General features: G+C 72.7%; 29 protein-coding genes. 14 read left to right on the top strand and 15 right to left on the bottom strand.

Annotated elements, in window-relative coordinates; genetic code table 11:
• Nucleotides 1–8: 8 nt before the first annotated feature.
• Complete coding sequence (locus tag ACN9MM_RS06200; protein WP_426362697.1) at nucleotides 9–875, top strand: acyl-CoA thioesterase; 867 nt, start codon at nucleotides 9–11, stop codon at nucleotides 873–875.
• A 20-nt stretch (nucleotides 876–895) separates the two neighbouring features.
• On the opposite strand, the gene ACN9MM_RS06205 is transcribed toward ACN9MM_RS06200, so the two are convergent.
• On the bottom strand, nucleotides 896–1966 hold the full coding sequence (locus ACN9MM_RS06205) for an RNA ligase (ATP) (protein WP_426362698.1): 1071 nt from the start codon (nucleotides 1964–1966) through the stop codon (nucleotides 896–898).
• Between the two features lie 151 nt (nucleotides 1967–2117).
• On the opposite strand from ACN9MM_RS06205, the gene ACN9MM_RS06210 reads away from it, so the two are divergent.
• On the top strand, nucleotides 2118–2852 hold the full coding sequence (locus ACN9MM_RS06210; protein WP_426362699.1) for a hypothetical protein: 735 nt from the start codon (nucleotides 2118–2120) through the stop codon (nucleotides 2850–2852).
• Here ACN9MM_RS06210 and ACN9MM_RS06215 read toward each other — a convergent pair.
• The gene (locus ACN9MM_RS06215) at nucleotides 2841–3068 is read right to left on the bottom strand and encodes a DUF6011 domain-containing protein (RefSeq protein WP_426362700.1); all 228 of its coding nucleotides are present in this window, start codon (nucleotides 3066–3068) and stop codon (nucleotides 2841–2843) included. The genes ACN9MM_RS06210 and ACN9MM_RS06215 overlap by 12 nt on opposite strands.
• A 37-nt stretch (nucleotides 3069–3105) precedes the next feature.
• Here ACN9MM_RS06215 and ACN9MM_RS06220 point away from each other — a divergent pair, with 37 nt between their 5' ends.
• Both ACN9MM_RS06220 and ACN9MM_RS06225 read left to right on the top strand, forming a co-directional pair.
• Nucleotides 3106–3588 (top strand): glutathione peroxidase, encoded by a 483-nt coding sequence (locus tag ACN9MM_RS06220; protein ID WP_426362701.1) that lies wholly within the window; start codon nucleotides 3106–3108, stop codon nucleotides 3586–3588.
• Nucleotides 3581–4348, top strand: a complete 768-nt coding sequence (locus ACN9MM_RS06225) for a putative protein N(5)-glutamine methyltransferase (RefSeq protein WP_426362702.1) — start codon at nucleotides 3581–3583, stop codon at nucleotides 4346–4348. Before ACN9MM_RS06220 ends, ACN9MM_RS06225 begins: the two co-directional genes overlap by 8 nt.
• Nucleotides 4349–4389: 41 nt before the next feature.
• Here the strand turns inward: ACN9MM_RS06225 and ACN9MM_RS06230 are convergent, their stop codons facing one another.
• Complete coding sequence (locus ACN9MM_RS06230) at nucleotides 4390–5769, bottom strand: cytochrome P450 (protein ID WP_426362703.1); 1380 nt, start codon at nucleotides 5767–5769, stop codon at nucleotides 4390–4392.
• A gap of 165 nt (nucleotides 5770–5934) precedes the next feature.
• On the opposite strand from ACN9MM_RS06230, the gene ACN9MM_RS06235 reads away from it, so the two are divergent.
• Nucleotides 5935–6402 (top strand): VOC family protein, encoded by a 468-nt coding sequence (locus tag ACN9MM_RS06235; RefSeq protein WP_426362704.1) that lies wholly within the window; start codon nucleotides 5935–5937, stop codon nucleotides 6400–6402.
• A gap of 46 nt (nucleotides 6403–6448) precedes the next feature.
• On the opposite strand, the gene ACN9MM_RS06240 is transcribed toward ACN9MM_RS06235, so the two are convergent.
• A complete protein-coding gene (locus tag ACN9MM_RS06240) occupies nucleotides 6449–7663 on the bottom strand; it encodes an acyl-CoA dehydrogenase family protein (protein WP_383663594.1) in 1215 nt (404 codons plus the stop codon).
• A 162-nt stretch (nucleotides 7664–7825) separates the two neighbouring features.
• On the opposite strand from ACN9MM_RS06240, the gene ACN9MM_RS06245 reads away from it, so the two are divergent.
• Nucleotides 7826–8473, top strand: coding sequence for a TetR family transcriptional regulator (locus ACN9MM_RS06245; protein WP_382860580.1), 648 nt, complete (start codon nucleotides 7826–7828; stop codon nucleotides 8471–8473).
• Between the two features lie 78 nt (nucleotides 8474–8551).
• On the opposite strand, the gene def is transcribed toward ACN9MM_RS06245, so the two are convergent.
• Complete coding sequence (gene def / locus ACN9MM_RS06250) at nucleotides 8552–9109, bottom strand: peptide deformylase (RefSeq protein ID WP_426362705.1); 558 nt, start codon at nucleotides 9107–9109, stop codon at nucleotides 8552–8554.
• Between the two features lie 126 nt (nucleotides 9110–9235).
• Here def and ACN9MM_RS06255 point away from each other — a divergent pair, with 126 nt between their 5' ends.
• The 5 genes from ACN9MM_RS06255 to ACN9MM_RS06275 all read left to right on the top strand — a co-directional run bounded on the left by ACN9MM_RS06255 (nucleotide 9236) and on the right by ACN9MM_RS06275 (nucleotide 13911).
• On the top strand, nucleotides 9236–10483 hold the full coding sequence (locus ACN9MM_RS06255) for a MurT ligase domain-containing protein (protein ID WP_426362706.1): 1248 nt from the start codon (nucleotides 9236–9238) through the stop codon (nucleotides 10481–10483).
• 19 nt (nucleotides 10484–10502) lie between these two features.
• A complete protein-coding gene (locus tag ACN9MM_RS06260) occupies nucleotides 10503–11231 on the top strand; it encodes a type 1 glutamine amidotransferase (protein ID WP_189803859.1) in 729 nt (242 codons plus the stop codon).
• A gap of 158 nt (nucleotides 11232–11389) precedes the next feature.
• Complete coding sequence (locus ACN9MM_RS06265; RefSeq protein WP_426362707.1) at nucleotides 11390–12415, top strand: 6-phosphofructokinase; 1026 nt, start codon at nucleotides 11390–11392, stop codon at nucleotides 12413–12415.
• Between the two features lie 102 nt (nucleotides 12416–12517).
• Nucleotides 12518–13468 carry a cytochrome c oxidase assembly protein gene (locus ACN9MM_RS06270; RefSeq protein WP_426362708.1) on the top strand — a complete coding sequence of 317 codons (951 nt, stop codon included), beginning with the start codon at nucleotides 12518–12520 and terminating at the stop codon, nucleotides 13466–13468.
• Between the two features lie 233 nt (nucleotides 13469–13701).
• Nucleotides 13702–13911: a hypothetical protein gene (locus tag ACN9MM_RS06275; RefSeq protein ID WP_426368962.1), complete on the top strand. Its 210-nt coding sequence runs from the start codon at nucleotides 13702–13704 to the stop codon at nucleotides 13909–13911.
• Between the two features lie 13 nt (nucleotides 13912–13924).
• Here the strand turns inward: ACN9MM_RS06275 and ACN9MM_RS06280 are convergent, their stop codons facing one another.
• Nucleotides 13925–14548: a CGNR zinc finger domain-containing protein gene (locus ACN9MM_RS06280; RefSeq protein ID WP_426362709.1), complete on the bottom strand. Its 624-nt coding sequence runs from the start codon at nucleotides 14546–14548 to the stop codon at nucleotides 13925–13927.
• A gap of 83 nt (nucleotides 14549–14631) precedes the next feature.
• Between ACN9MM_RS06280 and ACN9MM_RS06285 the strand changes: the two genes are divergently transcribed.
• Complete coding sequence (locus ACN9MM_RS06285; protein WP_426362710.1) at nucleotides 14632–15420, top strand: MBL fold metallo-hydrolase; 789 nt, start codon at nucleotides 14632–14634, stop codon at nucleotides 15418–15420.
• Nucleotides 15421–15490: 70 nt separating this feature from the next.
• Here the strand turns inward: ACN9MM_RS06285 and ACN9MM_RS06290 are convergent, their stop codons facing one another.
• Nucleotides 15491–16525, bottom strand: coding sequence for a DUF3048 domain-containing protein (locus tag ACN9MM_RS06290; protein ID WP_426362711.1), 1035 nt, complete (start codon nucleotides 16523–16525; stop codon nucleotides 15491–15493).
• 93 nt (nucleotides 16526–16618) lie between these two features.
• On the opposite strand from ACN9MM_RS06290, the gene ACN9MM_RS06295 reads away from it, so the two are divergent.
• Both ACN9MM_RS06295 and ACN9MM_RS06300 read left to right on the top strand, forming a co-directional pair.
• Entirely contained in the window at nucleotides 16619–17299 is a 681-nt protein-coding gene (locus tag ACN9MM_RS06295) for a lysophospholipid acyltransferase family protein (protein WP_382860981.1), read from the top strand.
• 85 nt (nucleotides 17300–17384) lie between these two features.
• A complete protein-coding gene (locus tag ACN9MM_RS06300) occupies nucleotides 17385–18419 on the top strand; it encodes an NAD-dependent epimerase/dehydratase family protein (RefSeq protein WP_426362712.1) in 1035 nt (344 codons plus the stop codon).
• A gap of 59 nt (nucleotides 18420–18478) precedes the next feature.
• Here ACN9MM_RS06300 and ACN9MM_RS06305 read toward each other — a convergent pair whose 3' ends face one another.
• The 8 genes from ACN9MM_RS06305 to ACN9MM_RS06340 all read right to left on the bottom strand — a co-directional run bounded on the left by ACN9MM_RS06305 (nucleotide 18479) and on the right by ACN9MM_RS06340 (nucleotide 25500).
• Nucleotides 18479–20056: an alpha/beta hydrolase gene (locus tag ACN9MM_RS06305; RefSeq protein ID WP_426362713.1), complete on the bottom strand. Its 1578-nt coding sequence runs from the start codon at nucleotides 20054–20056 to the stop codon at nucleotides 18479–18481.
• A 142-nt stretch (nucleotides 20057–20198) separates the two neighbouring features.
• Complete coding sequence (locus tag ACN9MM_RS06310) at nucleotides 20199–20942, bottom strand: urease accessory protein UreD (RefSeq protein ID WP_426368688.1); 744 nt, start codon at nucleotides 20940–20942, stop codon at nucleotides 20199–20201.
• A complete protein-coding gene (ureG, locus tag ACN9MM_RS06315; RefSeq protein ID WP_426362714.1) occupies nucleotides 20939–21616 on the bottom strand; it encodes an urease accessory protein UreG in 678 nt (225 codons plus the stop codon). Before ureG ends, ACN9MM_RS06310 begins: the two co-directional genes overlap by 4 nt.
• An 18-nt stretch (nucleotides 21617–21634) precedes the next feature.
• Entirely contained in the window at nucleotides 21635–22297 is a 663-nt protein-coding gene (locus ACN9MM_RS06320; protein WP_426362715.1) for an urease accessory protein UreF, read from the bottom strand.
• A complete protein-coding gene (locus tag ACN9MM_RS06325) occupies nucleotides 22297–24018 on the bottom strand; it encodes an urease subunit alpha (RefSeq protein ID WP_426362716.1) in 1722 nt (573 codons plus the stop codon). The genes ACN9MM_RS06320 and ACN9MM_RS06325 overlap by 1 nt, the downstream gene beginning before the upstream one ends.
• The gene (locus ACN9MM_RS06330) at nucleotides 24011–24388 is read right to left on the bottom strand and encodes an urease subunit beta (protein ID WP_426362717.1); all 378 of its coding nucleotides are present in this window, start codon (nucleotides 24386–24388) and stop codon (nucleotides 24011–24013) included. The genes ACN9MM_RS06325 and ACN9MM_RS06330 overlap by 8 nt, the downstream gene beginning before the upstream one ends.
• Nucleotides 24389–24401: 13 nt before the next feature.
• The gene (locus ACN9MM_RS06335; RefSeq protein WP_383789426.1) at nucleotides 24402–24704 is read right to left on the bottom strand and encodes an urease subunit gamma; all 303 of its coding nucleotides are present in this window, start codon (nucleotides 24702–24704) and stop codon (nucleotides 24402–24404) included.
• Between the two features lie 163 nt (nucleotides 24705–24867).
• Entirely contained in the window at nucleotides 24868–25500 is a 633-nt protein-coding gene (locus ACN9MM_RS06340) for a TetR/AcrR family transcriptional regulator (protein WP_426362718.1), read from the bottom strand.
• Nucleotides 25501–25596: the final 96 nt, after the last annotated feature.

Consider the following 25596-nt stretch of genomic DNA (forward strand, 5'->3'; position numbering starts at 1 on the left):
GGAGTGCTGTGGTGACCAATCCCGCCGAGAGGCTCGTGGATCTGCTCGACCTGGAGCGGATCGAGGTCGACATCTTCCGCGGGCGCAGCCCACAGGAGTCGCTGCAACGGGTCTTCGGCGGGCAGGTCGCCGGGCAGGCCCTGGTGGCGGCCGGCCGCACCACGGAGGGTGACCGGCCCGTGCACTCGCTGCACGCGTACTTCCTGCGCCCGGGCCGGCCCGGGGTGCCGATCGTGTACCAGGTGGAGCGGGTGCGCGACGGGCGGTCGTTCACGACCCGGCGGGTCACGGCGATCCAGGAGGGGCGGACGATCTTCAACCTCACGGCCTCCTTCCACAAGCCGGAGGAGGGCGCCTTCGAGCACCAGCTGCCGCCGCGGCACCTGACCGACCCGGAGAGCCTGCCGAACCTCGCCGACGAGATCCGCGAGCACCTGGGCGCGCTGCCGGAGGCGCTGGAGCGGATGGCCCGGCGCCAGCCCTTCGACATCCGGTACGTGGACCGGCTGCGCTGGACCGCGGAGGAGGCCAGGGGCGCGGACCCGCGGAGCGCGGTGTGGATGCGGGCGGTGGGCCCACTGGGCGACGACCCGCTCGTCCACACCTGCGCCCTGACGTACGCCTCGGACATGACGCTCCTGGACGCGGTGCGGATCCCCGTCGAACCCCTCTGGGGCCCGCGCGGCTTCGACATGGCCTCGCTGGACCACGCGATGTGGTTCCACCGGCCGTTCCGGGCGGACGAGTGGTTCCTGTACGACCAGGAGTCCCCGATCGCCACGGGCGGCCGGGGACTCGCGCGGGGCCGGATCTACGACCGCGAGGGCAGGCTGCTGGTGTCGGTGGTCCAGGAGGGCCTGTTCCGGAAGCTGTGACCGGCCGTGGCCCTCCCGGGTCACTCGTACTCGGTGCCGCCCTTGCGGGTCAGGTAGGCCGGGCTGACCGCCTTGGCGATGGCCCGGCCGCCGGTGACCGGGCTGTACCGCTCGGTCGCGGTCCTGATGACGACGCCCTCCCGCAGGTGCGTCTGGCGGCCGGAGACGGTCTCCCGGCCGCTCGCGTGCGCGAGGACGGTGTCCAGGTCGTACGGCCCGGAGTGCAGCCGCGGGACGAGCGGGACCTCACCGGCGTCGAGGACGGTCTCCGGGTCGAACCAGCGGACCTGCCCGTCGATCTCGGCCGACACGTCGAAGAGGGCGTACCCGACGGTCTCGGAGCGGGCGTCGGCGCCGTAGGCGAGGTCCTGCACCCCGGAGCCGTACACCTCGCCGAAGAACCCCACCCGGCGGGCGCCGAGGCGCTTCGCGAGCCGTTCGGCGACGGCGGCGAGGCCGTGGCCGTGGACGGCGCGCCAGTACAGGTTGCGCGGGTCCTCGCGGAGGGCGAGGCCCTTCGCGCCGAACCCCTTCGAGGAGACCTGTACGCGCCCCTCCTCGGCGTGGAAGGTCAGCAGGCACGCGGTCCCGTGGAGCTTCTCCGTCAGGACGACGGGCTCGCCGGGCTCGAACACATCGGGATACCGCTGCAGGTTCTCGATGTCGACCCACGGCAGCAGGTCGGGCGCGGGCTCGACGTCCCCGCTCATGGTCGGCGGTATCGGCGGCACCCACTTGGTGATCCCGAGCGCCTCCGCGAAGTCGGTCCCCTCGGCCGCCGCACGCGCCAGGTCGGTACCGGCGAGCGCGCCCGGCCGGCACACGATCCCCTGCGACAGCTCCCCGCGCAGCCGCACCGCCTTCACGCGGTCCGCGTTCCCTCCGGCGAGCCGCCCGGTGAGCCCCAGCTCCTCGACGAGCGCGAGGGGCAGCACGGCCTGCTCGGGGATGTAGACGGCGGCGTCGCCCGTCCGGTAGGCCCCCTTGGCGACGACGGCCCGGTAGAGCCCGACCTGGGCGAGCTCCAGGGCGTCGGCGTTCGGATGGGGATGGACGGTGAGGACTTCGGCGGTGACACGCAGGGTGGACACGGGTCAGGACTCCGGTTGCTCGGGTTTCGGTCTCATCGCGGCCCACCCTGACGGGCCGGGAAACGGGTGGCCCAGCGGTTTTGGCGGCTGGTAGCGTCGCGATCTTCGCCGGGCGCGGCCCGGTGGAGTCACGTCAAAGGACGATCGCGCCATGAACTCTGCTGCGCTGACCTCCGCCCTCCATCGCGTCGAGGCCGTCTTCGGTGGCATGACGGCGCCCGCCGAGGGGTGCCTGCGCTGCTACACGGAGGAGGAGCTGTCGCTGCTCGCGGTGCCCCGGGCTCCGCTCGGAGACCAGCTGGTGCGGGAGCTGATCCACGAGGGGGTCGACCACTTCCTCGACCATCCGGCGGTCCTCCGGCGGCTGTTGCCGGAGTTCTTCGCCTGTCTCGCCGCCGGGCGGTTCTCCGGGATGGGGTACATGCCCACCGGGCTCGGCCGCACCGCCTGGCGGGATTGGCCGTCCGAGCAGGCGGCGGCGGTCGAGGGCTTCCTCGACGCGTGGTGGCGAGAGACGCTCGGTGATCCGGCGCCGGTGCACGGCGTGAACGCGGTGTGGGAGCTGTGCGTGGACTTCCACCAGCAGCTCGCGCCCCTGCTCCGCGTCTGGGCCGCCGTGCCCCGGGGCGGGAACGAGGACCGGCATCTGGCGGACTTCGTGGATTGCTGGATCGAAGATCTGCTCCGGGACGACGGTTCGACCGTCCTCGGGTGGGCGGAGGACGAATCACTCCTGCCCGAGCTCCAGGCATGGCTCGCCGGGCACGCCGTGGACAGGCTCGCCGGGCACCCCGATCCCCTGCTGGCGCGGAAGGCGGCGCTGCTCGCGCTCGCACACGAGGAGCGCTGGGTGGCGTACTCCGAGCTGATCGCCTCAGCCGGCTGACCCGTCCATCCCCGGCAGCGTGTCCTGCTCCACCTCGTGGCGGCGGGTGCGGATGTCCGGGGGCGCCGGGTGGAGTTTGGCGTCGCACGTGGGGCCCAGGCCCGTACGGCGGGAGTCCGCGCCGGTCAGGGGGCGGCCGCAGAGGCGGCAGTGCACCCGGCGCGGTCCCTCCCCCGGTGTGGAATCGATCGCGATTGCCAGTGGTTCGTCTCCCATGCTGAGATCAAACCCTATTCCGACGAGGAGCACTCCCATGAGCCTGTACGACATCCCCCTGAAGACGCTGACCGGCGAACCGGTCTCCCTTGCCGACTACCGCGACCGGGCCGTGCTCGTGGTGAACGTGGCCTCGAAGTGCGGGCTCACCCCGCAGTACGCCGGTCTGGAGCGGCTGCAGAAGGCGTACGGGGAGCGCGGCTTCACCGTGCTCGGCGTGCCCTGCAACCAGTTCGCCGGGCAGGAGCCGGGCAGCGCCGACGAGATCGCGACCTTCTGTTCGGCCACGTACGGCGTGTCCTTCCCCCTCCTGGAGAAGACGGACGTCAACGGCGACGGCCGCCACCCGCTCTACTCGGAGCTGGTGAAGGTCGCCGACGCCGAGGGCGAGGCCGGTGACGTGCAGTGGAACTTCGAGAAGTTCCTCGTCGGGCGTGACGGCGAGGTCACCCGCTTCCGTCCCCGTACCGAGCCCGAGGCTCCCGAGGTCGTCGCCGCGATCGAGGCCCAGCTTGTCTGACCTGGGGGTTGTCGAACGGCTGCGGGCCGCCGGGTGCGTCTTCGCCGAGGAAGAGGCGGAGATGCTCCTCACGACCGCGGCCGGGCCCGCCGAACTCGACCTGATGGTCGAGCGGCGGGCCTCGGGCCTGCCCCTGGAGCACGTCGTGGGCTGGGCCGAGTTCGCCGGGCTGCGCGTCGAGGTCGACGGCGGGGTCTTCGTGCCCCGGAGGCGTACGGAGTTCCTGGTCGGCCACGCGGTGGAGCTGGCCCGGCCGGGCGCCGTCTGCGTCGACCTGTGCTGCGGCTCGGGCGCGGCCGGCGCCGTGCTGCTCGCCGAGGTCGAGGGCGTGGAGGTACACGCCTCGGACATCGAGCCGGCGGCGGTGCGCTGCGCCCGGCGGAACGTGGAGCCGCGCGGCGGCCGGGTGTACGAGGGGGATCTCTTCGCACCGCTGCCGCGGGAGCTGCGGGGCAGGGTCGGGGTCCTGGTCGCGAACGTGCCGTACGTACCGACCGGGGAGATCGGGCTGCTGCCGCCCGAGGCGCGCGATCACGAACCGCACGTCACGCTCGACGGCGGCACCGACGGGCTCGACGTCATGCGGCGGGTCGCCGCCGAGGCGCCGGAGTGGCTGGCGCCGGGCGGGCACCTGCTGGTGGAGACGAGCGAGCGGCAGGCGGAGACGGCCCTCGCGGTGATGTCCGCGGCCGGTCTGACCCCGCGCGTCGTCACGTCAGAGGAGTGGTGGGCGACGATCGTCGTCGCGACCCGGCCGTGAGGCGGGGGGAGCGGCCCGGGCCGGGCCGCTCCCCCTCCCGGTCAAGCCGTCCTGGGCACCAGGCGGCAGCGGGCAGGGCCGAGCGTGGTGAGGGTGATCGCGGAGCCCACGGGCACCTCCGTGTCGACGGCTTCGAAGCCGTACTTCTGCAGGATCATCGCCAGCGCGATCACCGACTCCAGCATCGAGAAGTGCTGGCCGATGCAGGCGCGCGGGCCGCCTCCGAACGGGAACCAGGCGTACCGGGGGCGGGCCGCCTCCGCCTCGGGCGTGAAGCGGTCCGGGTCGAAGCGCTCCGGGTCCTCCCAGTAGCCGGGGTGCCGGTGGGTGACCCAGCTGGAGACGATGACGTCCGCGCCCGCCGGGATCGTCACGCCGTCGATCACGGTGGCGGCGACGGCTCGCCGGCCGATGGCCGGGGCGGCGGGGAAGAGGCGCATGGTCTCTTTGAGGACCTGGGTGACGTACGGCAGCGCGTCGAGGTCGGCGGCGCCGGGGGTACGGCCTCCGAGGACCCGGTCGACCTCCTCGTGGGTCCGCTTCAGCACCTCCGGGTGGCGGGCGAGGAGGTGGAGGGCGAAGCCGAGGGAGGTGGCGGTGGTCTCGTGCCCGGCGAGCAGGAAGACGAGGACCTGTTCGCGCAGCTCGGTGGCGTCGAAGCTGCCGTCCTCGGCGCTCTCGGCCTCGACGAGCAGGGTGAGGAGGTCGTCGCCCTCGCCGGCGGCCCGGCCCGAGGCGCGGCGCTCGGCGATGATCCGGTCGCAGACCTCGTACAGCGCCCGGTGGACGTCGGCGGCCTTGCGGTTGCCGGGGGTGGGCCAGTCGCGCGGGAACTTGACCGGGGAGTAGCCGCGGTGGAGCACGTAGGCACCGACTTCGGGGAAGCAGCGCTCGACGATCTCCACGGCCGCGTCCACGTCGGTGCCGAAGAGGATGCGGGCGACCGCGCGCAGCGCGAGGCGGGTCATCTCCTGGAGGACGTCGACGGTCTCCGCGCCACCGTCCTGCCATTCGCCGACGAGGGTGGTGACCTCGGCGGCGACGGCCCCCGCGTAGCTGTCGACGCGGCGCTTGGTGAAGAGGGGCTGGACGAGCCGGCGCTGGCGGAGGTAGTCCTCGTCCTGGCTGGTCAGCAGGCCGTTGCCGAAGGACTCGCGGATCTCCTGGTAGAAGGCGTTGTCCTTGCGGAAGTTGGCGGACTCGCCGGCGAGCACCTGCTGGGCGCCCTCCGCGGAGAAGACGCCGTAGAAGACGGCGCGGATCCCGGGCGGGCCCGCGGTCAGCTTCACGACGTCCCCGTGGTCGCGCCGGGCCCGCAGGAAGGTGCCCAGCGAGTCCCGCTTGAGGTCGAGCATGGAGCCGAGGAACGGACTTCCCGTGAGCTGGGGTGCTGCGGTTCCGGTGGTGGTGGTCGTGGCCATGATCGGTTCCCCCTTGATCGTCACTGGCCCGGTGATTGTCCCTCAGGAAGTAACTCACAGGTGTTCGGGGCCGAACAGCGGGTCGGTTCCGGCCCGTTGGCGCCACACGCCCGGCCGCCCGTCCTCACGGTGCCGTTGTCAGTGGCGTCTGCGAAGCTCCTTTCCATGGAGCGACCCGAGCTGACCCTGCAACTGACCATCGACTGCGCCGACCCCCAGCGCCTGGTGCCCTTCTGGCTGGACGCCCTGCGGTACGTGCCCGACCCGCCGCCCGCCGGGCACGCGACCTGGCGGGCGTACTGGGAGGCGATCGGCGTGCCGGAGGACGAGCTCGGCGAGGACGCCGGGGATCTCCCGGAGTCGATCGTCGACCCGAAGGGCGTGGGCCCCCGCGTCTGGTTCCAGCACGTCCCGGAGCCCAAGACCGTCAAGAACCGCGTCCACCTCGACCTGAAGGTCGGGGGCGGCCGCGAGGTCCCCCTCGCCGTCCGGCGCGAGCGCGTGGACGGCGAGGTGGCCCGGCTGACGGCGCTCGGCGCGACCGTCCTGTACACGATGGACGAGCCGAACGGCATGGACTACTACGCGGTGGTCCTCCAGGACCCCGAGGGCAACGAGTTCTGCCTCGTCTGAGCCGGCGGCTGCTCCGCGAGGGCGCGGCTACTTCGCGGAGGCTCGGCTACTTCGCGAGGGCTCGGCTGATGACCATGCGCTGGATCTCGCTCGTGCCCTCGAAGATCGTGTAGATGGCGGCGTCGCGGTGCATGCGCTCCACCGGGTACTCGCGGGTGTAGCCGTTGCCGCCGAGGATCTGGATGGCCTGGGCGGTGACCTTCTTGGCGACCTCGCTCGCGTACAGCTTGGACATGGAGCCCTCGGCCGCGGTGAAGGGCTTGCCGGCGGTGGCCATCCAGGAGGCGCGCCAGACGAGCAGGCGGGCGGCGTCGATCTGGGTGGCCATGTCGGCGAGCTGGAAGGCGACGCCCTGGTTCTCGATGATCGGGCGGCCGAACTGGACGCGGGTCTTCGCGTAGTCGAGGGCGACCTCGTACGCGGCGCGGGCGGTGCCGACGGCCATGGCGCCGACGGCCGGGCGGGAGGCCTCGAAGGTGGCCATGGCGGCGTTCTTCACGCGCTCGCCGCCCGACTTGGCCTTCTCCCGGGCGCGGGCCAGCCGCTCGTCCAGCTTGTCCTTGCCGCCGAGCAGGCAGGAGCCGGGGATGCGGACGTCCTCCAGGACGACCTCGGCGGTGTGGGAGGCGCGGATGCCGTGCTTCTGGAACTTCTGCCCCTGGGACAGGCCCGGGGTGTTCGGCGGCACGATGAAGGAGGCGTGGCCCTTGGAGCCGAGCTCGGCGTCGACGACGGCGACGACGACGTGGACGTTGGCGATGCCGCCGTTGGTCGCCCAGGTCTTGGTGCCGTTGAGGACCCACTCGTCCTTGGCCTCGTCGTACACGGCGCGGGTCCGCATGGAGGCGACGTCCGAGCCGGCGTCGGGCTCGGAGGAGCAGAAGGCGGCGACCTTGACGTCGTTCGCGTCGCCGTACATCTGCGGGACCCAGGTGCCGATCTGCTCCTCGGTACCGTTGGCGAGGACGCCGACGGCGGCGAGGCCGGTGCCGACGATGGAGAGGGCGATGCCCGCGTCGCCCCAGAAGAGCTCCTCCATCGCCATCGGGATGCCGAGGCCGGTCGGGTCGAAGAACTGCTGGGCGTAGAAGTCGAGGGAGTAGATGCCGAGCTTGGCCGCTTCCTGGATGATCGGCCAGGGAGTCTCCTCACGCTCGTCCCATTCGGCGGCCGCGGGGCGCATCACATCGGCGGCGAAGCCGTGGAGCCAGTCGCGGACCTGCTTCTGGTCCTCGTTGAGATCGAGCGTGAACTCGCCCATGTTCCCTCCCAGCATGACGTTACTTGCGGTAACAGTAGTGTGTTACCGGCGGGTAGAGGCTGTCAACCTGCGGTGGAGCGGTTCGGCCCGACCGACACCGGATCCCGGCCGGGTGTTACGTTGCGACAGCCTCACGAATCGCACGGGCGGGGAGACACGCACATGGACATCGCACACCGGACCACCGACCAGCAGACGCCCGCCGAGCAGCGGCGCCGCGAGCTGCTGGAGGCGGCGGACCGGGTGGTGCTCCGGGACGGCCCCAAGGCCTCCATGAACGCGATCGCGGCCGAGGCCGGCATCACCAAGCCCATCCTCTACCGCCACTTCGGCGACAAGGGCGGGCTCTACCGCGCCCTGGCCACCCGGCACACGGACGCGCTCCTCGCCTCGCTCCGGGCCTCCCTCGACGCGCCCGCCGACCGGCGCCGCCGCGTCGAGGCCACCCTCGACACCTACCTGGCCTCCATCGAGGCGATGCCCCAGGTCTACCGCTTCCTGATGCACCCCGCGGAGGAGACGCACCAGACCGAGCAGGGCTTCGACGTCGGCCGCCACTCCGCCCCGCTGCTGCGCCGCATGGGCGAGGAGCTCGGCCAGGTCATCGCCGAGCGCGTCGACCTGGGCCCGGCCGCCGAGGCCCAGGCCCGGATCTGGGGGCACGGCATCGTCGGCATGATGCACGCGGCCGGCGACTGGTGGCTCGGCGAACGCCCCTGCTCCCGCGCGGACCTCGTCAAGAGCCTCGCCGACCTCCTGTGGGGCCGCCTCGCCGAGGCCGACGACCTCCCGGGCGGTCCGGGCTTCTAGGCACGACCTGACGGACGTGACGGGGGCCGGGGCTCCCGGCCGGGAGGCTGTCGCTCGGGCCCGGCCCGCGACGCCCCCCTAGGCGATCCGGTCCGCTCCGCTCCCCCACGGCTCCTTGCGGATCGCGCGGATCAGGCGTGACTTGCGCCACCCCGTGACGTGGTCCGCGTAGACCCCGCCCTCCAGGTGGTCCGTCTCGTGCTGCAGGCAGCGGGCGAAGAAACCCGTGCCCTCGATCCGTATCGGAGAGCCGTCCAGGCGGACGCCCTCGACCACCGCGCGGTCGAAGCGGGGCGTCGGCGCCTCCAGGCCCGGCAGGGAGAGACAGCCCTCGGGGCCACGGATCTCGTCGCCGTCCGCCTCCACCAGACGCGGGTTCACCACGTGCCCCAGATGACGGTTCTCCTCGTCGTCGGGGCAGTCGTACACGAAGACCCGCAGGCCCACGCCGACCTGGTTCGCCGCCAGGCCCACGCCGTGCGCCGCGTACATCGTGGCGAACATGTCCTCGACGAGCCGGGCCAGTTCGGGTCCGAAGTCGGTGACGGGCGCGCAGGGCGTGTGCAGCACGGGGTCGCCGAGGAGCGTCATCGCTCGGACGAGGCCGGAACTGCCGGGGATGGGGCGGTTTCGCATGGCGGTAAGGGTACGGTCCACTGTGACCTCCCTGTTTCGTGCGGCCGCTCCACGGTGCCGCTGTTCGGGCTGCTGGCCGGATCTCGATAGGCTGAGCCCGGACCGACGCAAGGAGGAACAAGAACGATGTCTGGACACCCCGGTAATCCAGAGCCGCTGTCGCCGCGCGCCAAGCTGGCCGTGACGGCGGGCAAGGCCGCGGCCGCGGTGTCGCGTGCGGCGGGACGCGGCAGCGGATCGGTGATCGGCGGCCGGGTGGCGCTGAAGCTCGACCCCGACCTGCTCGGACGGCTCGCGCAGCATCTGGACGTCGTCCTGGTGTCGGCGACGAACGGCAAGACGACGACGACCCGGCTGATCGCGGAGGCACTGCGCGCCGCCGGTCCCGTCGTCTCGAACGCCCTGGGCGCCAACATGCCCGCCGGCATCACCTCGGCGCTGGCCGGCGGCTCGGACTCCAAGTTCGGTGTGATCGAGGTCGACGAGAAGTACCTCGCCGGCGTCGCCCGGGACACCACGCCCAAGGCGATCGCGCTGCTCAACCTCTCCCGCGACCAGCTCGACCGCGCGGCCGAGACCCGGATGCTCGCCGAGAAGTGGCGCGAGGGCCTCAACGGCACCAAGGCCGTGGTCATCGCCAACGCCGACGACCCGCTCATCGTGTGGGCCGCCTCCTCCTCCCCGAACGTGGTGTGGGTCGCCGCCGGCCAGGAGTGGAAGGACGACGCCTGGTCGTGCCCCGCCTGCGGCGGCGTGATGCAGCGTCCTGGCGACGACTGGTTCTGCGGCGAGTGCGGCTTCCGCCGTCCCGCGCCGAGCTGGGCGCTGAGCGGCGACCACGTGCTCGACCCGCACGGTTCGGCCTGGCCGATCCGGCTCCAGCTGCCGGGCCGCGCCAACAAGGCGAACGCGGCCACCTCGGCCGCCGTCGCCGCGGTCTTCGGGGTGCCGCCGCAGGTGGCCCTGGAGCGCATGTACCAGGTGCAGGCCGTCGCCGGGCGCTACGACGTGGTCTCCTTCCAGAACCGCGACCTGCGTCTGCTGCTGGCGAAGAACCCGGCCGGCTGGCTCGAAACGTTTTCCCTCATCGACGGGCCGCCCGCCCCGGTGATCCTCTCCGTCAACGCGCGGGGCGCCGACGGCACGGACACCTCCTGGCTGTGGGACGTGGACTACGGCCGGCTCGCCGGCCACCCGATCATGGTGATCGGCGACCGGAAGCTGGACCTCGCGGTCCGCCTGGAGGTCGCGGGCGTGGACTTCCGCGTCTGCGAGACGCTGGACGAGGCCGTCACGATGGCCCCGCCCGGGCAGATCGAGCTGATCGCCAACTACACCGCCTTCCAGGACGTCCGCCGCCGCGTCGGCAACTGACCCGTAGAGGACATGCAGCATGAGTGACAGCAGCCTGCGCCTGGTCTGGGTCTACCCGGACCTGCTCAGCACCTACGGCGACCAGGGCAACGTCCTCGTCGTCCAGCGCCGTGCCGAACAGCGCGGCCTCAGCGTCGAGCGCGTCGACGTCCGCAGCGACCAGCCGGTGCCGACCTCGGGCGACATCTACCTGATCGGCGGCGGCGAGGACCGTCCGCAGCGGCTCGCGGCCGAGCGGCTGCGGCGGGACGGCGGCCTGAGCCGGGCCGCCTCCAACGGCGCGATCATCTTCTCGGTCTGCGCCGGGTACCAGATCCTGGGCCACGAGTTCATCAACGACCTCGGCGAGCGCGAGGCCGGCCTCGGGCTCATCGACGTGATCTCGACCCGCGGCGAGGGAGCCCGCTGCGTCGGCGACGTCCTCGCGGACATCGACCCGCGCCTGGGCCTCCCCCAGCTCACCGGTTTCGAGAACCACCAGGGCATCACCCACCTCGGCCCGACGGCCCGGCCGTTCGCCCGGACCGTCTTCGGCAACGGCAACGGGACCGGCGACGGCACCGAGGGCGCGTACAACGACACCGTCTTCGGCACGTACATGCACGGCCCCGTCATGGCGCGGAACCCGCAGATCGCGGACCTGCTCCTGAAGCTGGCCCTCGACGTGAACGCGCTGCCGCCGACCGACGACCGCTGGTACGAGGCGCTGCGCGCCGAGCGCATCGCGGCGGCCACGCAGCCCGCCTGAGTCAATCCGCGCACCGCCGGCGGTCCCTCGTACGAACGTACGTTGTCCACTGTGCGGACATCCGGTTCGGCCCCGCCACCCTGCGGCGATAGGGTGGCGGGGATCCAGCCGGACGACGTGGTCCGGGAGTCGGCCCACGTTGCAAAGGTTTTTGGGCTATGCGCATTGGCGTGCTCACCTCCGGCGGAGACTGCCCCGGTCTGAACGCTGTCATCCGTTCCGTCGTGCACCGCGCCGTCGTCGACCACGGCGACGAGGTCATCGGCTTCCACGATGGGTGGAAGGGCCTCCTGGAGTGCGACTACCGCAAGCTCGATCTCGACGCGGTGGGCGGCATCCTGGCCCGGGGCGGCACCATCCTCGGCTCCTCGCGGGTCCAGCCCGCGCACCTCGTCGGCGGCGTCGAGCGGGCCAGGGGCCACGTCGCGGACCTCGGCCTCGACGCCATCATCCCGATCGGCGGCGAGGGCACCCTCAAGGCGGCGAACCTGCTCTCCGAGGCGGGGCTCCCGATCGTCGGCGTGCCGAAGACGATCGACAACGACATCGCCTCCACCGACGTCACCTTCGGCTTCGACACGGCCGTCACCGTCGCCACCGAGGCCCTCGACCGGCTGAAGACCACCGCCGAGTCCCACCAGCGGGTCCTCGTCGTCGAGGTCATGGGCCGCCACACGGGCTGGATAGCGCTGCACTCCGGCATGGCCGCCGGCGCCCACGCCGTGGTCGTCCCCGAGCGCCCCTTCGACATCGACGAGCTGACCTCCCGGGTCGGCGAGCGCTTCGAGGCCGGCAAGCGGTTCGCGATCGTGGTCGTCGCCGAGGGCGCGAAGCCGGCCGAGGGTTCGATGGACTTCAAGACCGCCGGCACGGACATCTACGGCCACGAGCGCTTCACCGGCATCGCCAACCAGCTCTCCGTGGAGCTGGAGCGGCGCCTCGGCAAGGAGGCCCGCCCGGTCATCCTCGGCCACGTCCAGCGCGGCGGCACGCCCACCGCGTACGACCGCGTCCTCGCGACCCGCTTCGGCTGGCACGCGGTGGAGGCGGCGCACCGCGGCGAGTTCGGCATGCTGACGGCGCTGCGCGGCACGGAGATCACGATGGTTCCGCTGGCCCAGGCCGTGGAGACCCTCAAGACGGTTCCGGCCGACCGGTACGCCGAGGCGGAGTGCGTGCTCTGACGACCCGCGGACGTCACAACCGCCCCCGGTCGCAGTCGCGGCCGGGGGCGGTTCTAGTCTGGTGCGGACAACAAGCGCGAATCGGGCTCCAGGAGTGTACGGATGGATCACAGCGGGCACGGCATGACCACGGATCTGCCGCCGTTCACGCTGGGGCGGGGCCTGGAGTTCTCTCCCGACCTCTTCTTCCTGATCGGATGCCTGGCGGCGCTCGGTCTGTACGGGTGGGGCGTGGCGCGCCTGCGGCGGCGCGGTGACGCGTGGCCGGTGAGCCGGACGGTGCTGTTCACGGTCGGCGTGCTGTCGGTCGCGCTGATGATGTGCACCAAGCTCAACGACTACGGCATGGTCATGTTCAGCGTGCACATGGTGCAGCACATGGTGATCTCCATGCTGTCGCCGATCCTGCTGCTGCTCGGCGCGCCGGTGACCCTCGCGCTGCGGGCGCTGCCGGTGGCGGGCCGGGGTTCGACGGGCCCGCGCGAGCTGCTCCTGAAGCTGCTGCACAGCCGGTACATGCGGGTGATCACGCACCCGGCGTTCACGATCTCCATGTTCATCGCGAGCCTGTACGGGCTGTACTTCTCACCGCTCTTCGACTTCCTGATGGGCTCGAAGGCCGGTCACATCGGCATGATGGTGCACTTCCTGATGGTGGGCCTGATCTTCTTCTGGCCGATCATGGGCGTGGACCCGGGTCCGCACCGGCCGGGGTACGTGATGCGGATGCTGGAGCTGTTCGCGGGCATGCCGTTCCACGCGTTCTTCGGCATCGCGATGATGATGGCGACGCAGCCGCTGGTGGAGGCGTACAAGAACCCGCCGGCCTCGCTCGGGATCGACGCCCTCACCGACCAGAACGCGGCGGGCGGCATCGCCTGGGCGTTCAGCGAGATCCCGTCCGTGCTGGTGCTGATCGCGCTGGTCTACCAGTGGTACCACTCCGAGCAGCGGCAGGCGGTCCGCAAGGACCGGGCCGCGGACCGGGACGGCGACAAGGAGCTGGAGGCGTACAACGCGTATCTGGCCTCGCTCCAGACGCGGAGCCGCTGACGCCGTCCCTCCATGGACCACCTCCGGGTCCGGTGCCGCTCGCGGCGCCGGACCCGGTTCGCGTGTCCGGGCCGGCGTCCCGGCCGCCGCCGGACCATGTCCCGGGCCGGCCGACCGGCCCGGGTTCGCGTTCCGGCGCACGCCGGAGCGTCCAGGGAGTAGCGCGCGCCCCTCTCGCGGGGTCACGATGGGCTGGACGGCTTCCGCGGCCCCGGTCGGGAGGAGGCGGGCTGATGTCCGGTCCCACGAAGACGATGACGGTGCTCACCTGCGCCGCGCTGCTGCTGACGACGGCCTACACGGTCGCGCTCGGCAGCAGCGGCTGGCTCTGGTTCGGCCTGGTGGTGCTGGTCGTGGCGACGATCGGGATGGCGGCTGCCGACAGCGCCGTACCCTCGCCCCCTCCTCCCCGCCCCCGGCCTCAGGGGCCCGCGGGCCCCTGAGGGGACTGCCGGTTCAGTTCGTCGCGGCCCCGGTGCGGCGGGCGTAGGCGCGGGCGGCGCGGGCGCGGTCGCCGCAGCGGACCGAGCACCAGTGGCGGCGGCCGTGGCGCAGCAGATAGCGGTTGCAGGGCGTGGAGCCGCACGCGGTGAGGCGTTCGGCGTCGGGGCCGGTGAGCAGGTCCGCGGTGTCGGCGGCGAGTACCGCGAGGGCGTGCTCGACGATCTGGGTGACGGGGTGGGACGCCTCGCGGTACAGGCCCCGGGCCGGGTCCCAGTGGAGCAGCGCGGCGCAGGGCGCCCGGGTGAGCGCCTCGTTGACGGCGGCCAGCGACTCGGCGGGGGCGGGCAGACCGGCGACGTGGGCGGCCAGCAGCGCGCGGACGTGGTCGCGCAGGGAGCGCAGCAGGGCGGCGCACAGGTCGGCCATGCCGGTGCCGGCCGGGGCGAGGCCGTGCCGGACGAGCCACTGTTCCGCGGCGGCGGGCGTGCCGAGGAGATCGGTGCGGTGCCCGCCGGGCGCGACGATCAGGCTGTTGGCGAGGTCGAGGGCCGGGTACTGCTCGGCGCCGGGTGCGGCGGGCGGCGTGTCGCCTCCGGGGGCGTCCGGGGGCGGTTCGGCGGTCACGGACTCGTTCATGATTCTCATGGTACGGGTTGCGGTGATCCGTGAGAAGCACCTACGGTTCACGGATCAACAGCTCTCCATCCGTGAGGTGCCCGATGTCTGCCACCAGCCCCGCCGGCGACCGTCTCCCCGTCCGCGTCTTCGGCGGCCCCACCGCCCTCTTCGAGTACGGCGGCCTGCGCTTCCTGACCGACCCGACCTTCGACGCCCCCGGCGACTACCCGGTGCCGGGCGGCCTCCTGGTCAAGACCGAGCCCTCCAGCGGCACCCCCGCCGACCTGGGACGCGTCGACGTGGTCCTGCTCTCCCACGACGAGCACCCCGACAACCTCGACGCCTCGGGCCGGGCCCTGCTCGCCGACGTACCGCTCACCCTCACCACCCCGGGCGGCGGGCGGCGCCTCGGGGCCGGGGCCCGGGGGCTGGCCGACTGGGAGTCCGTCGAGCTCGACCGCCCCGGCGGCGGCACCGTCACCGTCACCGGGGTGCCCGCCCTCCACGGTCCCGGCGCCCGCGAGGAGATCGAGCCGGTCACCGGTCAGGTCGTCGGCTTCGTCCTGACCGGGGAAGGACTGCCCACGGTCTACGTCAGCGGCGACAACGCCTCGCTCGACGTGGTCAAGGAGATCGCCGCGCGCTTCGCCCCGGTCGACACCGCCGTCCTGTTCGCCGGCGCGCCCCGCTTCTCCGTGCTCTTCGGCGGCGAGACGATCGTCCTGGACAGCGCCCAGGCCGCCGAGGCCGCCGGGATCCTCGGCGCCCGCCGGGTCGTCCCCGTCCACTACGACAGCTGGGCCCACTTCACGGAGGGCGCCGACGACCTGATCGCGGCCTTCGCGTCGGCCGGCCTGGCCGACCGCCTGGACCTGGGCGGGCGCCGCTGACCGCTCGTGGGCCCAGGGGGTGTCGTGTCGACCACGCCGCGAACCCGGTCTGATCGGCGGCGCGGGACCCCTAGCCCTTCGGGGCCAGGACGATCCAGACCTGGCCCGTGGCGAAGGGCAGGGGCGCTGCGTCCGGGGTGGTGAACGTGGTGCCGGAGCCGGCCGACGGGCGCGACCAGCGGGCCTCGTACGCGCGGCCGTCGCGCAGCACGAGCGCGGTGCCGCTGCCGACGGTCTCGCTGTACGGGGAGACCGAGCCGAGCCGGTCGTGGAACCGGGAGGGCCGGATCGTCACGCGCTGGACGACGACCGTCTCCGGGGCGAGCGGGCCCGTGTCGGTGGCACGGGCCTCGCGGCCGTCCATGGCCACCCGCCAGGCGCGGTCGGCGGCGGACCAGGTGAAGGTGTAGCGGGCCGCCGGGAAGCGGACGGTCGAGGTCGTGACGGGGGTGCCGCCGGGCGGGGCGGCCCCGAAGCGGAAACCGATGTCGCGGGCGTCGCCGGCCCCGGGGGCGGCGGCGAGGGCGCGGCCGGGGCGCAGGTAGAGGTTGTGCGGGGCGGGCCGGTCGGCGGAGCGCCGGAAGGCCCGGGGCGTGGTGCTCTCGGTGACGAGGTCGAGGGGCGCGGCCCGGAGCAGCGGGTTCAGGGCGGACTGGGCTCCGGAGTAGGCGAGGACCGGGCGGCCGAAGTCGCCGAGCAGCGCGATGTCGGACTCGCGGGCGCTGCGGACGGGTCCGGTGAGTTCGGGGAGGTGTGAGGAGTAGACGGCCAGGAGCCGGGTCACCCCGCCCTCGACCTGTTCGACGTAGACGAGGTCGGCCGCGCCGAGGCCGGTGTGGGGGCGGGCCGCCGCCACGTTGTCGATCTTGACGGCCAGGACGGGGGCGGACCGCGCGGGGAGCCCCGTGAAGGGCGAGAGGCCGGCGGGCGCCGTGGGGGTCGCGGGACTCGTGGGGGCGGTGGGTGTGGCGGGCGCGGGCGTCGGCGTGGGGCTCGGCTCCGGCGGGCGCGTGCCGGAGCAGCCGTACAGCCCGGCCGCCGTCAGCGCGCACAGCAGCGCGGTGAGGACGCGGCCGGGGCGCCTGACCCCGCGCTCGCCTGTCATGTGACGCTCCTCCACCAGTGGACCACGGGCCCGCGGGGGGATACAACGGGCGTGACGGACGTCGAACGGGGGTCGCGCGTGTTCTACCAGCTGATGAAGCACGTCCTGCTCGGACCGCTCCTCAGGCTGCTGTTCCGGCCGCGGATCGAGGGGCTCGAACACATCCCGGAGGACGGGGCCGCGATCGTGGCGGGCAATCACCTCTCCTTCTCGGACCACTTCCTGATGCCGGTCGTCCTGGACCGGCGGATCACCTTCCTCGCGAAGCAGGAGTACTTCACCGGGCCGGGTCTCAAGGGCCGGCTGACGGCCGCCTTCTTCCGGGCCGCCGGGCAGATCCCGGTGGACCGGTCGGGGAAGGAGGCCGGGAAGGCGGCGATCCGGGAGGGGCTCGGCGTCCTCGGCCGCGGCGAACTCCTCGGGATCTATCCCGAGGGGACGCGCTCGCACGACGGACGGCTGTACAAGGGCAAGGTGGGGGTGGCGGTGATGGCGCTGACCGCCGGCGTCCCGGTGGTGCCCTGCGCGATGGTGGGGACCTTCGAGATCCAGCCGCCGGGGAAGGTCGTGCCGAGGATCCGCAGGGTGACCATCCGGTTCGGGGAGCCGCTGGACTTCTCCCGGTTCGCCGGGTCGGCCGGGGAGAAGGCCGTGGTCCGCGCGGTGACGGACGAGATCATGTACGAGATCCTGCGCCTGTCGGGACAGGAGTACGTGGACGAGTACGCGGCGGTGGTGAAGGCCGCGGAGTCCGGCGGCGACGCGGCGGAATAGTTCCCGCGCGGGTGACGCCGAGGGCGGATCCGCGCACGGCGCAATCCCCTGGGCCGGCGCCCTGCGCCCCTCTAGCGTCCTCCTCATGACCAAGGGAAACGCGTTCGTGCTGGGTGCGACGGGACAGGTGGGACGGGCGGCCGTGCGGGCGCTCGTCGCGGACGGCTGGGAGGTGACGGCCGCCTCGCGGGGCGGCGCGAGGGACGAGAGGTGGCCGGAGGAGGTCCGCTCGGTCCGGTTCGACCGGAACGAGGAGGGCGCGCTGGCGGAGGCGCTCGGCGCGGGCACGGACGTGCTCGTGGACATCGTCGCCTACGACGGTGGACACGGACGGCAGTTGACCGGGCTCGCCGACCGGATCGGCTCGGCGGTGGTGGTGTCGAGCGGTGCGGTCTACGAGGACGAGCGGGGCCGCAGCTTCGACACCCAGGACCAGCCGGACGGCTTTCCCGCCTTCCCGGTGCCGGTCGCGGAGGACTGGCGGACGGTCGCGCCCGGCGACACCACGTACGGCACGCGGAAGATCGCCCTGGAGCGGGAGCTGCTGGCGGCGGGCGACGCGCTGCCGACGACCCTGCTGCGGGCGGGCGCGATCCACGGCCCGTACTGCCCGGGGCCGCGCGAGCTGTGGTTCGTGAAGCGGGCACTCGACGGAAGGCCGGTGCGCCTCCTGTCGTACGGGGGCACCTCGCGGTTCCATCCGGCGCACGTGGACAACCTGGCCGAGCTCGTCCGGCTCGCGGCGGCGGCCCCGGGCAGCCGCGTGCTGAACGGCGCCGACCCGGAGGCGCCGACGGTGGCGGAGATCGGGGCGGCGATCGACGCCGTCCTGGGGGTGAAGAGCGAGACGGTGCTGATCGAGGGGGCACCGGCGGAGGACGGGGTGGGGCTCACCCCGTGGACCGCGCCGCACCCCGTCGTCTACGACATGACGGCGGCCGAACGGGAGCTGGGCTACCGGCCGGTGGTGTCGTACGCCGCGTCGCTGCCCGCGACGGTCGACTGGCTGGCCGGACATCTGGAGGGCCGTGAATGGCGCGAGGCCTTCCCGGGTCTCGCGAAGTACGGGGTGGACTTCTTCGACTACGCGGCCGAGGACGCCTGGCTGGCCTCGCGCTGACGGCGGAAGGGGCGGGCCGTCGGACGGCCCGCCCCTCCCTCACCCGGTCCCGGGCGGTGTTACGGCTTCGGAGTGGCGTGCGGGGCGCACGTCTGGTCCGTCGCGTCGACCTTGCCGGTCAGCAGGTACGTCTCGACCTTCGGGTTGATGCACGGGTTCACCAGACCGGTGACACCGTGCGAACCCGCGTCCTTCTCGGTGATGAGACGCGAGCCCTTGAAGCGCTTGTGCAGCTCGACCGCGCCGGCGTACGGCGTGGCCGCGTCACGCTCGGACTGGACGATGAGCACGGGCGGAAGGCCCTTGCCGGTCTTGACCTGGGTCGGCTTCTGCGAAGGCCCGGACCAGGTGGCGCACGGCAGGTTCATCCAGGCGTTCGCCCAGGTCATGAACGGGTACTGCTCGTGGAGGCGGGAGTTGTCCCGGTTCCACCTGTTCCAGCTCGTCGGCCAGGGCGCGTCGGCGCACTCGACGGCGGTGTAGACGGCGTTGCCGTTCTCCGACGCGGCGTTGCCGGCGGTGTCGGTGAGGTCGGCGGCGGCCCCGTCGATGAGCGGCTGCGGGTCACCGGCGGCGTACGCGCTCCAGGCCTCCGCGACCGGGGCCCACGAGGAGTCGTAGTACGGAGCGCTCTGGAAGAAGCCGATGAGCTCGGCCGGTCCGACCTTGCCGCCCAGCGGCGCCTTCTTGGCGGCGGCGCGCAGGGTCACCCACTGCTGCTGGACCTCCGCGAGGGTGTCCCCGAGGTGGTAGGTGGCGTCGTTCTGGGCGACCCAGTTCATCCAGTCCTTGAGGCGACCCTCGAAGGCGATGTCCTGCTCCAGGTTGGCCTGGTACCAGATGTTGCTCTTCGCCGGGTTGACCACGCTGTCGACGATCATGCGACGCACGTGGGTCGGGTACAGCGTGCCGTAGACGGCGCCCAGGTAGGTGCCGTAGGAGACGCCGATGAAGTTGAGCTTCTTCTCGCCGAGCGCGGCCCGGATGACATCGAGGTCACGGGCGGTGTTGCGCGTCGTCATGTAGGGCAGCATGTCGCCGCTCTTCTCGGCGCAGCCCTTGGCGTACTCGGCGGCCAGCTTGCGCTGGGCGAGCTTGTCCGCCTCGCTGTCCGGCACCGGGTCCGCCTTGGGGCCCTTGACGAACTCGGTCGGGTCGACGCAGGAGATGGGCGCCGAGTGGCCGACACCGCGCGGGTCGAAGCCCACGAAGTCGTACGCCTTCGCGGTGTTCACCCAGAGCGCGCTCTTGGTGGTGACCCGGCGCGGGAAGCGCAGGCCGGAGCCGCCGGGGCCGCCGGGGTTGTAGAGCAGCGCGCCCTGGCGCTCGCCCGCGGTGCCGGTGGACTTGGCGCGGTCCACCGCGATCTTGATCTTCTTGCCGTTGGGCTCGGCGTAGTCGACCGGGACGGTGACCCAGCCGCACTGGATCGGCTTCTCCAGGCCCCAGTCGGCCGGGCAGTCCTGCCAGTCGATGCCGGCCTGCGCGGCCCGGGCGGCGGCGACGGCCGCGCCTCGCGCCTCGTCGTCCCGGTCATGGCCGGTGGCGGCACCGGCCGTGGGCGCCGCGAGCGCGGTCGCCATGAGCGTGCCCGCTATCAGAGTGCCGGCCGAACCGAGCACTGCTGTGCGTCTCAATGGTCCTCCCCCAGAAGGAGTCTGTGTGTCCGGGGGATCCTTTCGTCCTTGGGGCTCACGATGATAGAGCGAACGCCTGTTTCTTTGCCGAACCAATAACCGGTGAGCGGTGTACCGCTGAGCGGTGAACACATGGAGACGGTCAGAACGGGGCAAGTCCGGCAAGTGCTTCGTCGAGGACGCGGCGCAGCGTGAGCGCGTCCGGGGCGACGGCGGTGACGAGGGCGGCGGGCCCGGCGAGCGGGCCGACCACGGCGTTCTCCCCGTACAGCCGCGTCTCCACCGGCTTCTCGGCGAACGCCGGGTCGACGACGAGGAGTTGTCCGGTCGCCCGGTGGCCCCCGAGGACCGCCCCGCCGTCCCAGCCGCCGGGCGCGCCGGGCCCGAAGGCCAGCTCCTGGTCGAGCAGCGGGCGTCCGGCGCGGCGGACGGTGAGGCGGGTGACGAGGGTGCCGGGCTCCTCGCCGTGCCGGCCGAGGACCTGCTCCTCGCGGAGGACGAGCCGTGCCGTGGGGGCGAGGTCGACGGTGGTGCGCATCCGCAGGTGCGAGCCGGCGGCGGAGACGAGCTGCTCCGGCAGCCAGCGCAGCACCGCCGCCTCGCCGACGGAGATCCGGACGTCGTACGTGGCGGGGTCGGCGCTCCGGCCGGGCAGGGCGAGGGTGGCGGCGGCCGAGTCGACCTGGAGCCGGGCCCCGTCCCGTACCTCGGTCTCGATCGCGAGCCGGTCGCCGCCGAGCGGGGCGCTCATCGCCCCGACCACGGTGACCCGGGTGTGAGGTCCGGCGGCCCGGGTGCGGCGCAGGGCGAGGGGGCCGTCGCTCACCAGGAGCGGCAGCCCGCCGTCGGCGTCGGCGGCGATCCGGGCGGTGGCGCGCAGGCTCACGCGGTCCACGCCGCGAGCTGTGCCCGGACCCAGTCGGCGACGGGGGCGACACCGTTCTCGCCGCGCAGGGAGGTGAACGCGACGGGCAGTTCGCCGCGCTGGTCCTTGGCGTCGTGGGCCATCCGCTCCAGGTCGGATCCGACGTGCGGGGCGAGGTCGGTCTTGTTGATCACGAGGAGGTCGGCGGTGGTGACGCCGGGGCCGCCCTTGCGGGGGATGTCGTCGCCGCCGGCCACGTCGATGACGAAGATCTGGGCGTCGACGAGTCCCTTGGAGAAGGTGGCGGTGAGGTTGTCGCCGCCGGACTCGACGAGGATCAGGTCGAGCGGTCCGACGGTGTCCTCCAGGTCCTCGACGGCCTCCAGGTTGGCGGAGATGTCGTCGCGGATGGCGGTGTGCGGGCAGGCCCCGGTCTCCACGGCCTGGATGCGCTCGGGCGGCAGGACGGCGTTGCGGAGCAGGAACTCGGCGTCCTCGCGGGTGTAGATGTCGTTGGTGACGACGGCGAGGGAGAGGGTGTCGCGCAGGTCCCGGCAGAGGGCGGCGACGGTGGCGGTCTTGCCGGAGCCGACCGGTCCGCCGAGCCCGATGCGCAGCGCGCGGCGGGTGCCGTCGGGGCGGTGGGCGTCGGCGGAGACGGCGCCGTGGTGGGTGTGGGCGTGGTCGAGGTGCACGGGTGGGCTCCAGGGGTCTCAGGAGGCGAAGAGGCGGACGGGCCAGGCCGCGTGCTGTTCGGCCGTGAGGTCGAGCAGCGGCGCGGAGGCGGCGGGCAGGGCGTCGATCCCCTCCCGCGCGGCCGCGGCGGCGCGCTCGGCCACCCGGTCCATCTCGGGTGCGAGGCGGGCGAGGACGGCGGTGGCCTGATAGGGGTCGAGGCCGAGGAGGCGGACGACGGCGGTCGCCGGTCCGCCGACCGTCTCGTACGCGACGCAGTGGGCCGCGTCCTCGGGGCCGAGTCCGGCACCGCGGGCTGCGGTGCCGAGGACGACGGGCTGGTGGGCGCCGCGCGGGAACGCGGCGGCGAGCGCGTCGAGTTCGGGGCCCGGCCAGGTGGCGCGGGCGGCCCGCATCAGCTGTCGGCCGAGTCTGCGGGCGGCGGCTCGCAGGGCCGGTGAGGGGGTACGGGCGTCGGCCGCCGCGTCGAGCTCGTACGGGTCGAGTCCGTGCGCGGCTCCGGCGGCGAGCGCCGCGGCGGTGAGGCCCGTGGTGTGCAGGCGGCCCCGGCAGAAGGACTCCAGGCCGGCGGCGTCATTGATGCGGCCGGCCCGGACGGCGGCCTCGGCGCCGCCGGAGTGGGCGTGCCCGCCGGCGGGGAATCGCCCGTCGGCGAGCACGAGGAGGGTCGCGCGCGACATCAGAAGAGGAAGTAACGCTGGGCCATGGGCAGTTCGGCGGCCGGGGCCGGTTCGACCGTCTCGCCGTCGATGCTGACCGAGAAGGTGTCGGCGTCGACCTCGACCCGGGGCAGGGCGTCGTTCTCGCGCATGTCGGCCTTGGTGACCCGCCGGGTGGAGCCGATGGGGACGAACTCCTTGTGCACCCCGAGCCTCCGCGGCAGGTCGTCCTCGATCGCCGCCCGGGCGACGAAGTTGACCGAACCGGCCGCCGCGGCACGGCCCAGCGCGCCGAACATCGGGCGGGGCAGGATCGGCTGCGGGGTGGGGATGGAGGCGTTGGCGTCGCCCATCTGCGCGTACGCGATCTGGCCGCCCTTGACGACGACGAGCGGCTTCACACCGAAGAAGGCGGGCTCCCAGAGGACCAGGTCGGCGAGCTTGCCGGGCTCGACGGAACCGACGAGGTGGTCCATGCCCTGGGCGACGGCGGGGTTGATCGTGTACTTGGCGACGTAGCGGCGGGCCCGGTGGTTGTCGGCGGCGCCGTCGCCGGGCAGGGCGCCGCGGCGCTTCTTCATGACGTGGGCGGTCTGCCAGGTCCGCATGATCACCTCGCCGATCCGGCCCATGGCCTGGGAGTCGGAGGAGATGATCGAGATGGCCCCCAGGTCGTGGAGGACGTCCTCGGCGGCGATCGTGGAGGGCCGGATGCGGGACTCCGCGAAGGCGAGGTCCTCGGGGACGGCCGGGTTGAGGTGGTGGCAGACCATCAGCATGTCGAGGTGTTCCTCGATGGTGTTGACGGTGTGCGGCCGGGTCGGGTTGGTCGAGCTGGGCAGCACGTACGGCTCGGAGACGACCGTGATGATGTCGGGGGCGTGCCCGCCGCCGGCGCCCTCGGTGTGGTACGCGTGGATCGTGCGTCCGGCGATGGCGGCGAGGGTGTCGCCGACGAAACCCGCCTCGTTCAGGGTGTCGGTGTGGATGGCGAGCTGGGCGCCCGTCTCCTCGCAGACGCTCAGGCAGGCGTCGATGACGGCGGGGGTGGCACCCCAGTCCTCGTGGATCTTGAAGCCGAGCGCGCCGCCGCGCAGCTGGGAGTGCATCGCCTCCCGGGACATCGTGTTGCCCTTGCCGAGCAGGCCGATGTTGACGGGGAAGGTGTCCAGGGCCTCGAACATCCGGGCCATGTGCCAGGGGCCGGGCGTGATCGTGGTCGCCTTGGTGCCCTCGGCCGGTCCGGTGCCGCCGCCGACGAGGGTGGTCACACCGGTGGCGAGGGCCTGCTCGACGACGGTCGGCGAGATGAAGTGGACGTGGGTGTCGACGGCCCCGGCGGTGACGATCCGGCCGTTGCCGACGATGATCTCGGTCTCGGGGCCGATGACGAGGTCGGGATGGACCCCGTCCATGGTGTCGGGGTTGCCGGCCTTGCCGAGGGCGGTGATCCGGCCGTCCCGGATGCCGATGTCCGCCTTGACGACGCCCCAGTGGTCGATGACCACGGCGCCGGTGATGACGGTGTCGGGGGCGCCCTCGGCGCGGGTGGTCCGGGCCTGGCCCATGGACTCCCGCACGACCTTGCCGCCGCCGAAGACGGCTTCCTCGCCGGCGCGGCCGGGGCCGCCGCAGCGGTCCTCCTCGATCTCGACGAGGAGGTCGGTGTCGGCGAGCCGGATGCGGTCGCCGGTGGTGGGGCCGAACAGGTCGGCGTAGACGGCGCGGTGGAGGTCAGGCACGGTCGCCGTCCTTGTCCTGTTCGGTGGTGCCGGAGGAGGCGGCGGTGTCGAGGGGGCCGGCGGTGTCGAGGGGGCCGGCGGTCTCGCCGCGCAGGCCGGGGACGATCCGGCGGCCGGCGATCGGCACGAGCTCGACCTCGACGGGGATGCCGGGCTCGAAGCGGACGGCAGTTCCGGCGGCGATGTGCAGCCGCCGCCCGTGGGCGGCGGCGCGGTCGAACTCCAGGCCGGGGTTGACCTCGGCGAAGTGGTAGTGGGAGCCGACCTGGACGGGCCGGTCGGCGGCGTTGAGCACGCTCAGACGGGTGACGGGGCGCCCCTCGTTGAGGGCGACGGGGCCGTCCGCGTACAGGATCTCTCCGGGGATCATCGTCGGCCGCCGCTCAGATGATGGGGTCGTGGACGGTGACGAGCTTGGTGCCGTCCGGGAAGGTGGCCTCGACCTGGACGTCGTGGATCATCTCCGGGATGCCGTCCATGACCTCGTCACGGGTGAGCACCTTGCGCCCGGAGGCCATCAGCTCCGCGACGGTGCGGCCGTCCCGGGCGCCTTCCAGGATGTGGGACGTGAGGAGCGCGACGGCCTCGGGGTGGTTGAGCCGCACACCGCGGGCCCGGCGCTTCTCGGCCACGTCGGCCGCCACATGGATGAGCAGGCGCTCCTGCTCGTGCGGGCTCAGTTGCACTCTTCCACCTCACAGTCGTCGACCGGGACGGGACCCGGACAGCTGCGGACCCTACCGACCGTCAACACTTTGTTGAACTGCGAAGATGCGGTGCGCGGCCAGACATTGCACGTTAGGGCGGAAGTTTTTCCGGCTCGTTAACTCCGGCTTTGCGATCTCATGATCATCGAACCGGAGGAGTGCCGTCCGGCACGGACATCGACATCAGGCCACGCAGACCGTCCTCCAGGACCTCGACCGCCACGTCGCCGAAGAGCGCCTGCTGGGCGATGAAACCCTGGGCGGTGGCGATGAGGGTGCGTGCCACATGGTCGGAAGGGACGTCCGCGAGCAGCAGGCCGCTCTCGCGATAGGCGGTCACGAGCCTCGTCCAGGCGACCCGCATGCCGTCGTAGCCCTCGGAGAGGGTCGCGGCCAGCTCCTCGTTGCGCAGGGTCTCGGTCCACACCTGGATGATCAGGCGCGCGAAGGCCTGCCGGTCGGCACCCTCGACCCGCTCCTCCAGGAAGAGCCGGAGGACCGCACCGAGGAGGACGTCGGGGGTGGGCGGCGGCGTGGCGCGGGAGGCCTCCTCGAAGGCGCCGCGGATCGAGGTGAAGGCCTCGGTCGCGATGGCCCCGATCAGCTCCTCCTTGCCGCGGAAGTAGCGGTAGACCGCGCCCGCGGACAGGCCCACCTCCGCGAGCACGTCCTGCATGGACGTGGCGTGGAAGCCGTTGCGGGCGAAGCAGCGCGCGGCGCCGTCGAGGATCTGGCGCCGCCGGGCGTCGAGGTGTTCCTGGGAGACACGTGCCATGACCAGAACCTAAAACGAATGTTCATTCTTGACAACTCCCGAGGGGCGGCGCACGCTGGGGCCGACCTAAAACGAACGATCCTTCTCTTTGAATCG

The organism is Streptomyces sp. E-08 (assembly GCF_049913095.1).
Lineage (GTDB): Bacteria > Actinomycetota > Actinomycetes > Streptomycetales > Streptomycetaceae > Streptomyces.

Bases quoted from the DNA above. Each gene is read 5' to 3' on its own strand.
- def (WP_426362705.1), bottom strand. From the start codon at position 9,109: ATGCGAAACCGCCCCATCCCCGGCAGTTCCGGCCTCGTCCGAGCGATG.
- ACN9MM_RS06220 (WP_426362701.1), top strand. From the start codon at position 3,106: ATGAGCCTGTACGACATCCCCCTGAAGACGCTGACCGGCGAACCGGTC.
- ACN9MM_RS06280 (WP_426362709.1), bottom strand. From the start codon at position 14,548: ATGAACGAGTCCGTGACCGCCGAACCGCCCCCGGACGCCCCCGGAGGC.
- ACN9MM_RS06260 (WP_189803859.1), top strand. From the start codon at position 10,503: ATGAGTGACAGCAGCCTGCGCCTGGTCTGGGTCTACCCGGACCTGCTC.
- ACN9MM_RS06285 (WP_426362710.1), top strand. From the start codon at position 14,632: ATGTCTGCCACCAGCCCCGCCGGCGACCGTCTCCCCGTCCGCGTCTTC.
- ACN9MM_RS06235 (WP_426362704.1), top strand. From the start codon at position 5,935: ATGGAGCGACCCGAGCTGACCCTGCAACTGACCATCGACTGCGCCGAC.
- ACN9MM_RS06210 (WP_426362699.1), top strand. From the start codon at position 2,118: ATGAACTCTGCTGCGCTGACCTCCGCCCTCCATCGCGTCGAGGCCGTC.
- ACN9MM_RS06320 (WP_426362715.1), bottom strand. From the start codon at position 22,297: ATGTCGCGCGCGACCCTCCTCGTGCTCGCCGACGGGCGATTCCCCGCC.
- ACN9MM_RS06290 (WP_426362711.1), bottom strand. From the start codon at position 16,525: ATGACAGGCGAGCGCGGGGTCAGGCGCCCCGGCCGCGTCCTCACCGCG.
- ACN9MM_RS06275 (WP_426368962.1), top strand. From the start codon at position 13,702: ATGTCCGGTCCCACGAAGACGATGACGGTGCTCACCTGCGCCGCGCTG.
- ACN9MM_RS06230 (WP_426362703.1), bottom strand. From the start codon at position 5,769: ATGGCCACGACCACCACCACCGGAACCGCAGCACCCCAGCTCACGGGA.
- ACN9MM_RS06330 (WP_426362717.1), bottom strand. From the start codon at position 24,388: ATGATCCCCGGAGAGATCCTGTACGCGGACGGCCCCGTCGCCCTCAAC.
- ACN9MM_RS06300 (WP_426362712.1), top strand. From the start codon at position 17,385: ATGACCAAGGGAAACGCGTTCGTGCTGGGTGCGACGGGACAGGTGGGA.
- ACN9MM_RS06340 (WP_426362718.1), bottom strand. From the start codon at position 25,500: ATGGCACGTGTCTCCCAGGAACACCTCGACGCCCGGCGGCGCCAGATC.
- ACN9MM_RS06295 (WP_382860981.1), top strand. From the start codon at position 16,619: ATGAAGCACGTCCTGCTCGGACCGCTCCTCAGGCTGCTGTTCCGGCCG.
- ACN9MM_RS06270 (WP_426362708.1), top strand. From the start codon at position 12,518: ATGGATCACAGCGGGCACGGCATGACCACGGATCTGCCGCCGTTCACG.
- ACN9MM_RS06245 (WP_382860580.1), top strand. From the start codon at position 7,826: ATGGACATCGCACACCGGACCACCGACCAGCAGACGCCCGCCGAGCAG.
- ACN9MM_RS06255 (WP_426362706.1), top strand. From the start codon at position 9,236: ATGTCTGGACACCCCGGTAATCCAGAGCCGCTGTCGCCGCGCGCCAAG.
- ACN9MM_RS06215 (WP_426362700.1), bottom strand. From the start codon at position 3,068: ATGGGAGACGAACCACTGGCAATCGCGATCGATTCCACACCGGGGGAG.
- ACN9MM_RS06240 (WP_383663594.1), bottom strand. From the start codon at position 7,663: ATGGGCGAGTTCACGCTCGATCTCAACGAGGACCAGAAGCAGGTCCGC.
- ACN9MM_RS06265 (WP_426362707.1), top strand. From the start codon at position 11,390: ATGCGCATTGGCGTGCTCACCTCCGGCGGAGACTGCCCCGGTCTGAAC.